The 1,633-nt window shown below is 43.7% G+C and carries 1 protein-coding gene and 1 pseudogene; both read right to left on the reverse strand.

From position 1 onward, the window contains the following. Nucleotides 1–1,301: GumC family protein (locus AB4653_RS27130; protein WP_372105788.1), on the reverse strand; the 1,301-nt coding region annotated here is incomplete at its 3' end. After that, nucleotides 1,298–1,633, reverse strand: a pseudogene (locus AB4653_RS27135) (glycosyltransferase family 1 protein); the annotation flags it as partial. The pseudogene AB4653_RS27135 and the gene AB4653_RS27130, both read right to left, overlap by 4 nt.

Raw genomic sequence — 1,633 nt, forward strand, 5'->3', positions numbered from 1 at the left:
CCTGCAACGAAACCAGCCAAAACAAACACAAAAGAAGGTATGTTAGATTTGATACTAGGCGTGAAGGGTAAATCGATAATCTTCACACGTTTGTTTTGCTCGAATACGCCAAGCGAACCTGTTAGCTGAGCCATTTCATAACGCTCTGTCAGTTCATCGTATAGCTGACGCTTGATTTCAACTTGGCGTTTAAGGCGATACATCTCTTTTGCATTTTCACCGAAGTTATTCGCCTTGTGTTCTAATTCGAAAATCATAGTACGAAGGCTTTTCGTTTCTTCAGTTAAAGACTCAAAGCGAGCGCGAACCAGTTGTAAACTGTGTAGTTGGGTGACTAAAAGAGGTTGGGTATCCGAAAGTTTGTTCAGTGTAGTACTACTTGCAATGTCCCAAAGCTGGTCGCTGTTCATCGCAGGTTGAGTTACATCGAGTAAACTCTTTCTCTCATTTTCAAGTCTGTCTAGTTCACGAACTTTAGCTTGTACGGCACTGTGTTTGTTTGTGTATTTGGCTTGAAGCAGAGCCAGTTCACTACGAATATCGATGATCTGATCTTCTATTCGACCTATCACAGGGTTGGTTTTTGAAAGCTGTTGATCGATTGACCCTAAGCTTTTTTCAACACCGGATAACTCGGCCTCTTTTTCTGCGAGTGTTTGTTTGAGTGACGCTAAGCGATTCAAACTTTGGCTCTGTACCTCAGGCGTCGAATGAACATTCTCATTCATGTATAAGGCAAGAGCTTCTTCTGCTACTTCAAGTTCAGCACTGCGTTTATCTATATGAATTTTCAAGAAGTTACTCGAGTCTTCAATCGACGAACGTTCCGGAGCGAGCAATTGTTCAATGAAATGTTCACTTACCGAACGAAGCGTCGCTTCCATTCCATCTGGCGTGTTTGAGCTTAAGCTGATTTTTAGAAAATCTTTTCCAAGCTGAGTCACCGTTAGACGTTGAGATAGGTCAGTAATGATCTCTTGTTTCTCAATTTCAGGCATATCGGGCGTGGTTAATTGCAGTTCATCAGCGACCGAGTAAAGCACATGTCGACTATGAAGTAGTGTTCTCAACGCGTTAAGGCGGTCTTTGAGCATGGTAGAAACGGCAATGTCTTCCAAGAATGGATTCATTTTGGCCGTTTCTTGAATCAACATACTGGTATGCGCGTCATATTTAGTCGGGGCCAACTTGCTCACACCGAAGCCAACAAAGGGCAAAATAAAGATTGGGAGAACAATAACGTAGCGTTGGCGCCACATGGCATTTAGGATGACTAGTAAGCGCAACTTAAGATTATTCATAAAAGCTCCAACATCCAATGTACGAAGTTACCACGGTTCTGCCAGCTCTCTTGTTCGACGACAGAGATTGGTGAATTGCTCAGCTGGCGTGCATGATCAAGCGCCCAAATCATTTGGTTTACACTACCAACTGTGGTGACATGTTCTTGATATGGCTTTAATGCTGGGAATTGAGTTGTGATAATTGGCGTGCCGGCCGCAAGGTACTCCATTAGTTTGAGTGGGCTACAAGCTCGGATCTGCTCGTTATCAACAAACGGCAACAAGCTCACATCCCAGTGTTGAGAATAGCTTGGCAGCGTATAGTGCGGACGTGGGCCAAGGTAATGTAC

Source organism: Vibrio sp. 10N.222.48.A3 (assembly GCF_041475345.1).
Classification (GTDB): Bacteria; Pseudomonadota; Gammaproteobacteria; order Enterobacterales; family Vibrionaceae; genus Vibrio; species Vibrio tasmaniensis_A.